This window comes from Citricoccus sp. NPDC079358, assembly GCF_040702545.1.
Lineage (GTDB): Bacteria > Actinomycetota > Actinomycetes > Actinomycetales > Micrococcaceae > Citricoccus.
In genome coordinates this window covers 1-7,019 of record NZ_JBFBLI010000028.1, presented here as the reverse complement: position 1 = coordinate 7,019, position 7,019 = coordinate 1, and the positions used below count along the sequence as shown (strand labels likewise).

Sequence of the window (7,019 nt, the reverse complement as noted above, 5' to 3'; positions counted from 1 at the left end):
GCCAAAGGCCGAGACATCGACCGCCGCACCTATCCCGCGACACTCACCACGAGAATCTTGACACCGGACCCCGACGACTAACCGAACGGCGTTGCCCGTAACCCGGGTTCCGCCTAGATGGACACCGGTCCCCGAAGGACGTCGGATCCCGCCGGGCTGACCCAGATCGCCTTGGCTTCCTCCGGGGCCAGGACCAGCGGGGCATGGTCGTTGCCCGGGATGCTGAGAGTGAGGCCACCGGCCTCACGCTCACCCACCCGGACCGTCTGACCGGGCCGCAGGCCGTGACCGCTGAAGCGATTCAGGCGGGAGGGATCGGCATCCGAGACCCGCGCGATGCGGTAGATGTCGGGGGCAGCGTCGGCCAGGCGGATGGCGTGGGCCGGTCGGTGGGTGTGTCCCTCCACGGTCGGGATGGGGTCTCCGTGCGGGTCGCGGTCGGGGTGGCCGAGCAGGGCGTCGATGTGTTCGATGAGCGTTTGGGAGGCGGCATGCTCGAGCCGATCGGCCTCGTCGTGGACCTGGTCCCAGGAGTAGCCCAGGGTGATGACCAGGAAAGTCTCGAGTAGCCGGTGGCGGCGGACCATGGCCACGGCGTAGTCGCGTCCGGCAGGGGTGAGGTTGACCGGTTTGTACGGGCGGTACTCCACCAGCCCCTGAGCGGCCAGGCGTTTGACGGTGTCGGCGACGTTCGGGGCCGTGGTGCCGAGGCGGGCGGCCAGGGCGGTGGTGGTGATGGGCGGATCTCCCCATTCGGTGGCCGACCAGATGACCTTGAGGTAGTCCTGAGCCACCGGGGTGAGTTCGCTCGGGTCCATGCCGGCCACGCTACCCAACCCCCGGCGTCTCAATCTTGCCGATGATCATCAGCCTTGGCCGGTGGCCATCAGCCCGATCAGGGCCAGATTCAGTGCCACGATCAGGCCCACGACCACCCAGGCCGCCACTTGCAACGGCGCCCGATTGGTGAAGGACCCCATTACCGTGGGGTTGCCGGTCAGGGCGACCAGGGGGATCAAGGCGAAGGGGATGCCCAGGCTCAGCACCACCTGGGAGAGCACCAGCGCCCAGGTCGGCTCCACCCCGGTGGCAATGACCGCCAGCGCCGGGATCAGGGTGACGGCCCGGCGGGCCGCCTGCGGGATGTTCTTGTGCAGCAGTCCGGCCATGATGGTCGAGCCGGCGTAACAGCCCACCGAGGTCGAGGCCAGCCCGGAGGCCAGCAGTCCTAGGCCGAAGGCGATCCCCACCACCGGGCCCAGCGCGGCGGTGATCGCCGCATGGGCACCCTCGATGCTGTCGGTGCCGGGAACCCCGGCCAGGTTGCCAGCGGCCAGCAGCAGCATGGCGATATTAACGGACCCGGCCACCAGCAGGGACAGCACCACGTCCCAGCGGGTCGCGGTCAGCAGCCGCGGCAGCGCCGCGGTGGGGAGAGCGCTGCCGTGCCGGTCCCGGGCCAGGGACGAATGGGCGTAGATCGCGTGCGGCATCACCGTGGCCCCGAGCATGCCGGCGGCCAACAGCACGGTCTGGACGCCTTCGAAGCGCGGCACGATCCCGGCCGCCGCCGCACCCCAGGAGACCGGGCCGAAGAACAGGCCGGCGACGAAGCCGAGGGTTACGATCACCAGCAGGCCGATCACGACGAATTCGAAGGGCCGCTGGCCGTGCCGGGACTGGATGACCAGCAACAGCATCGAGACCACCCCGATGATCAGCCCACCTAGGAGCAGGGGGATCCCGAAGAGGATGTGCAGGGCGATCGCCCCGCCCAACACCTCGGCCAGGTCGGTGGCCGCGGCCACGCCCTCAGCCTGTACCCAGTAGGCCAGCCGCCGGCCCGGTGGCAGCCGCTTGCCCAGCAGCTCGGGCAGCGAGGACCCGGTGACCAGCCCGAGCTTGGCTGAGAGGTACTGCACTAGCACGGCCATGAGATTCGCGGCCACCAGCACCCACACCAGCAGGTACCCGTACTGGGCCCCCGCGGTGAGGTTGGCCGCCACATTGCCCGGGTCCACGTAGGCCACCGCCGCCACGAAGGCCGGCCCCAACAGCCACGGCACCGGCTGGCGCCGGACCCAGCGCTGCCCGGCCGCCGCTTCCGAGACGGTTTCGGCCCCTGTCGTCATCCTCGATGATGCCCGCATAAAAGTTAAGCTACACGAACTTTTGGGGGGATTGGCTGAGCGATGGCCGATATGGCCGCGGGTGAGGTCTTCATCCGGCCGGTGCCAACGGCCTACGGTCGGCGGCAGGATCGACCGGCAGAAACTGGCCGAGTGCATCGCCGCCTGCCTCGAATGCGCCCAGACCTGCACCGCCTGCGCGGATGCCTGCCTGGCCGAGGACAGCGTCGCCGAGTTGAGAGTGCATCCGCAAGAACCTGGACTGCGCCGACAAATGTGCCGCCACCGGGGCGGTACCGTCCCGCCAGACCGGCACCAACCACAGCCGGCAAAGTGTCTGGCCGCCGTCCCGTTGATGCGGGCCTAGGTGTAGGCGGAGATGGCGGCGAAGAGGGCGAAGCCGCCAGTGAGGGCGATAGGTTCCCATTTGCTGGTGGGGTTTTCGTGGGCTTCGGTGATCATTTCCTCGACCACCACGCTGGTCAGAGCCCCGCCAGTCAGGGCCAGTACGGCCAGGGTGAAGATCTCCGGGGCCTGGCGCAGGGCGAAATAGCCCAGAGTGGCCCCCATCAGGATGGGGGCCGCGAAGGCGGCGGCCATGAGGATGCGGGTGCGGCGGCGGATGCCGGCCCGTCGCAAGGTGGCGATCGCCGCGAAGCCCTCGGGCACGTCGGCCGGGACCTGGCCGATGGCCAGCAGCAGGCCCAAAGAGGGGTTCAGGACGGTTGCGGTGCCGATCATCACCCCGTCGCTGAACAGGTCGAGTGACACCCCGGTGAAGATCGCCAGCGGCCCGCTGGCCTCGCCACCGGCGCCGAGGCGTTTCCGAATCGAGCCGATGAGCCACTCGATGCCCACGAACAGGGCTCCGCCGCCAATGAAGGCCAGGATCGGCACCCATGGGTCCGAGGCGGTCAGCGCCTCGGGCATCAGCTCGAGCCCGACCACGGCCATCACGATGCCCGCGGCCAGGTGCAGGGACAGGGACAGAGCCCGTCCGGAGACCGTGAGCAGCTCGGCGGTCAGTCCGCCGAGGAAGTTGCCGGCCGCCGGCAGAGCGGCCAGGGCAAGAACGAGGACGAAACCCTCCATATTTGCCGCCTTCTCGTGGTGGACACATCAACTCATCTCGGTCTCGGCCCGTACTCGGCCCTCATAGGGCCCTCGCGTGCCGTGGCCGTTTTCACCGCTCCGGTGGGAACGGTTCGAGCCGGGCTAGGCTGATACCAGATCAGAGGTCGGGTGCTTCAACGGCCGAGGGCAACGCGGCCATGTCCGTCACGGGTTGTAATGCGGCTGACGTTGGAATCGGCCCCAACCAGGAGCTCCGGGTCTGACTCGGGATATCCCGGTGACCGCCAGCTGGGCTTACGCCGCGCTCACGGGGTCCTGAGATCCTTCCGCGATGTGCGCTATTCGCCCCGTGTTTCTCTGAGATGCGCGACCGGCACACCCCGGCAACAACAAGCCGGATGGCGATTGCAAGCGCGCACGATTTCGCCCCGTTTGACCCTGCATCCACAATCAGTACATGACATCTCCATGAGGTCAGGTTATCGAACGACCTCGAAGAGACAGTCATATGCCGCAGGCAGCCACCGCGAAGATCTTGGTCGCCGTGTGCAAGGCAGCGCTGCATCCCTGTGGTCCCGTCCGGCATCAACGGGCTGCTCCGTAGGGCTTGCCGGCCGATGCAGGCGGCGCAGGTGTCCTGGTGGCAGTTACTGCGGGGCTTCTGCGGTGTCGCGGTCGTGCTCCGTGGCGGCCAAGATGAGCACGGCCACCACCCCGCCAACGATGAAGATGTCCGCGATGTTGCCGATGAACCAGTCTCCGTAGGCGATGAAGTCCACGATATGTCCTTGCCCGAATGATGGTGGGCGCAGGAGCCGGTCACCCAGGTGGGACACCGCCGCGCCACCGAGGCACCCAATCACAATGGCCCAGGGCAGGATTCGGACCCGGAGGGTGAACCAGATCGCCACCCCGACGGCCACAGCTGAGATGATGGTGAAGATCCAGGTCGCGTCGGTGCCGAGCGAGAAGGCCGCGCCAGGGTTGTAGATCAACTGGAGCCCGAGCAAGTCTCCGAGGACCGGAACTCGCTCACGCAGGGACAGAGTGTTTACCGCCCACCACTTGGTCCCCTGATCCAGGACCACTACGCCGACCCCGATCGCAATGGTCAAGAGCACCAGGGGGTACCTGCGCTGGTGGTTCATTCGTGTCCTTTCGCGATGCGCCCGTTTCCCGGCGCCTCAGTGGATCTGCTGACCTCCGCGCGACCTGTGGAGTCACTGGAGGGTTCCGGATGGCCCGGCATGTCAGCTCCCACCGTGCCTGCGGAGTCTCTGTTCCGCAGGCACGGTGGGAGCTCATCCCACGGTGGCGGGCTGAGCCTGCCGGTCAGCAAGGGGCTCCAGGGTGGTGCGCCGGCTGGCGGCAGCGCGCAGGCCGTTGAGGATGACGATGACCTCGGCAACCTCGTGGACCAGCACCACGGCGGCCAAACCCAGGACGCCGGTGATAGCCAGCGGCAACAGGACGGCGATGATCAGCAGTGACAGGACGATATTCTGGTTGATGATGGCCCGACCGCGGCGGGCATGCGCCAGGGCCTGAGGAATCAGGCGCAGGTCATGGCCGGTGAAGGCGACGTCGGCAGACTCGATAGCCGCATCCGAGCCGGTGGCTCCCATGGCGATGCCGACATCGGCGGCGGCCAGGGCCGGAGCGTCGTTGATGCCGTCGCCGATCATCGCGGTCGGCCCGGCACCAGAGAGCTGATTGACGGCGGCCGCCTTGTCCTCGGGGCGTAGTTCGGCGCGCACATCCTCGATGCCGGCCTGGGCAGCGATCGCCTGACCGGTGCGGTCGTTGTCGCCGGTGAGCATCGTCAGTCCGATGCCCTGGCCGGCCAGGGTGGTCACGACATCCGGAACCTCGGGGCGCAGCTCGTCACGGACACCGATCGCTCCGGCCGGCGACCCGTCGCGGTGGACGATAACGACGGTCATGCCCTGCCCTTCCAAGGCCTGGACCTCTTCGGCGAGGGACCCGGGGCTGAGCCAGCGGGGGCTGCCCACGGTGACCGTGGCGCCATCGAGGCGGCCGGTGATGCCGTGTCCAGCGGTCTCAGTGATGTCGGCGGCCGCAGGCGTGGTGGGAGCAGCTGCGGTGATCGCGGCGGCCAGCGGGTGGGTGCTGTGCCGTTCCAGGGCGGCAGCCCAGCCCAGCACATCCTGCTCGGAGGCTTGTTCGGTGGTGAGGATTGCGGTGACGGTGGGCTGGTTGCGGGTTAGGGTGCCGGTCTTGTCCACGGCGAGGTGGCGGATCCCGCCGAGGCGTTCGAAGGCCGCCCCGGATTTGATGACGACCCCGAACCGGCTGGCCGCCCCGATCGCGGAGACCACGGTGACCGGGACCGCGATGGCCAGGGCGCAGGGGGAGGCGGCCACCAGGACCACCAGTGCGCGGGTGATCCACAGTTCCGGGTCTCCGAACAGGGACCCCAGGGCCGCGACGAGCACGGCCAGGATGAGCACCCCGGGCACCAGGGGCTTTGCGATCCGGTCGGCCAGGCGGGCCCGGGCGCCCTTTTCGGCCTGGGCCTGTTCGACCAGGTGCACGATGGTGGTCAGGGAGTTGTCGGTGCCGGCGGCGGTGGCCTCGATCTCCAGGGCCCCGGAGGTGTTGATCGATCCGGCCGAGACCGCTTCTCCGGGGGCCACCTCGACCGGGATGGATTCCCCGGTGATCGCGGAGGTATCCAGGGAGCTACGTCCGGCGCGCACGATTCCGTCGGTGGCGACCCGTTCCCCGGGCCGCACCAGAAGTACCTGCCCGGGTTGCAGGTCCCGGGCCTCGACCTCGACTGTGGCCTCGCCGGCCCGGATAGTGGCGGTCTCGGGCACGAGCTTCAACAGAGCCCGCAGCCCGGCCCGGGCCCGGTCCATGGCCTTGTCTTCCAGGGCCTCGGCGATGGAGTACAAGAACGCCAGGGCGGCGGCCTCCTCGATGTAGCCCAGGATCACCGCGCCGATGGCGCTGATCGTCATCAGCAGTCCAATCCCGAGCCGGCCCCGAGTGAAGAGCCCGCGCAGTGCACCGGGCACAAAGGTCCAGGCGCCCAGCACCAGCCCGGCCCAGAACACCACCGTGGCCGCGAAGCCTGCCCCGGACCATTCCAGGACCAGCCCGGTCAGAAATGCCACTCCGGAGAGCACCGGGACCAGGATGGCCGCTTCTCGCCACCACGGCCGATGCGCCTCGGGCTCCTCAGATGCGCTACTCATGGGGTTCGGGGCGTCGCAGCCGCAGGCGGCGCTCATGAGGCCACCTGCACCGTGTCGCAGCACCCGGGCACCGGGCAGCCTGGGTCCAGGCAGGGGGCGGAGGCGTCCACGGCGAGGGTCACCTCGACCAGGGCGGTCAGCGCGCGGGTCAGGTGTGCATCGGCGATCTCGTACCGGGTGCGGCGTCCCTCGGGCTCGGCGGTCACGATCCCGCAGTCCCGCAGGCAGGTCAGGTGGTTGGACACGTTCGAGCGGCTCAATCCCAGGTCCCGGGCCAGTTCCGCCGGATATCCCGGGCACTCCAGCAGGGACAGCAGGATCCGGGACCGGGTGGGGTCGGCCATCGCCCGGCCCAGCCGGTGCATCACATCCAGTCGCGTGGCAATAGTCAGCATGCGATGAACTATACATCCTCTGGTGTAGTGTCGTGCGGGGCCCGGACGATGCGGAGCCCCGCACGCCGTAACAGAGAGGACCGTACGTGACAGCTTGTCACCGACGCCCCCCACTTTATCGTGGTCTCCGGAGGACGCCCCTCGGGAGGGCAGCATGAGCATCGGCGGATTCTTTGCCGAAATGGTCCAGTCCGGGGCCC

At 68.6% G+C, this 7,019-nt stretch carries 6 protein-coding genes and 1 pseudogene; 1 reads left to right on the top strand and 6 read right to left on the bottom strand.

From position 1 onward, the window contains the following. Positions 1-113: 113 nt before the first annotated feature. The gene (locus AB0333_RS16815; RefSeq protein WP_366219819.1) at positions 114-818 is read right to left on the bottom strand and encodes a metal-dependent transcriptional regulator; all 705 of its coding nucleotides are present in this window, start codon (positions 816-818) and stop codon (positions 114-116) included. Positions 819-866: 48 nt separating this feature from the next. Beyond that, complete coding sequence (locus AB0333_RS16810; RefSeq protein WP_366219818.1) at positions 867-2,132, bottom strand: Nramp family divalent metal transporter; 1,266 nt, start codon at positions 2,130-2,132, stop codon at positions 867-869. A 79-nt stretch (positions 2,133-2,211) separates the two neighbouring features. Between AB0333_RS16810 and AB0333_RS16805 the strand changes: the two are divergent. After that, positions 2,212-2,449 (top strand): annotated as a pseudogene (locus AB0333_RS16805) (hypothetical protein); the annotation flags it as partial. Between the two features lie 43 nt (positions 2,450-2,492). On the opposite strand, the gene AB0333_RS16800 reads toward AB0333_RS16805, so the two are convergent. From AB0333_RS16800 to AB0333_RS16785, 4 genes are all read right to left on the bottom strand, one after another. Then, positions 2,493-3,221 (bottom strand): ZIP family metal transporter, encoded by a 729-nt coding sequence (locus AB0333_RS16800; protein ID WP_366219817.1) that lies wholly within the window; start codon positions 3,219-3,221, stop codon positions 2,493-2,495. Positions 3,222-3,850: 629 nt separating this feature from the next. Then, positions 3,851-4,351, bottom strand: a complete 501-nt coding sequence (locus tag AB0333_RS16795) for a signal peptidase II (protein ID WP_366219816.1) — start codon at positions 4,349-4,351, stop codon at positions 3,851-3,853. Positions 4,352-4,504: 153 nt separating this feature from the next. Next, positions 4,505-6,460, bottom strand: coding sequence for a cation-translocating P-type ATPase (locus tag AB0333_RS16790; protein WP_366219815.1), 1,956 nt, complete (start codon positions 6,458-6,460; stop codon positions 4,505-4,507). Beyond that, positions 6,457-6,819, bottom strand: a complete 363-nt coding sequence (locus AB0333_RS16785; protein WP_366219814.1) for a metalloregulator ArsR/SmtB family transcription factor — start codon at positions 6,817-6,819, stop codon at positions 6,457-6,459. The genes AB0333_RS16790 and AB0333_RS16785 overlap by 4 nt, the downstream gene beginning before the upstream one ends. Positions 6,820-7,019: the final 200 nt, after the last annotated feature.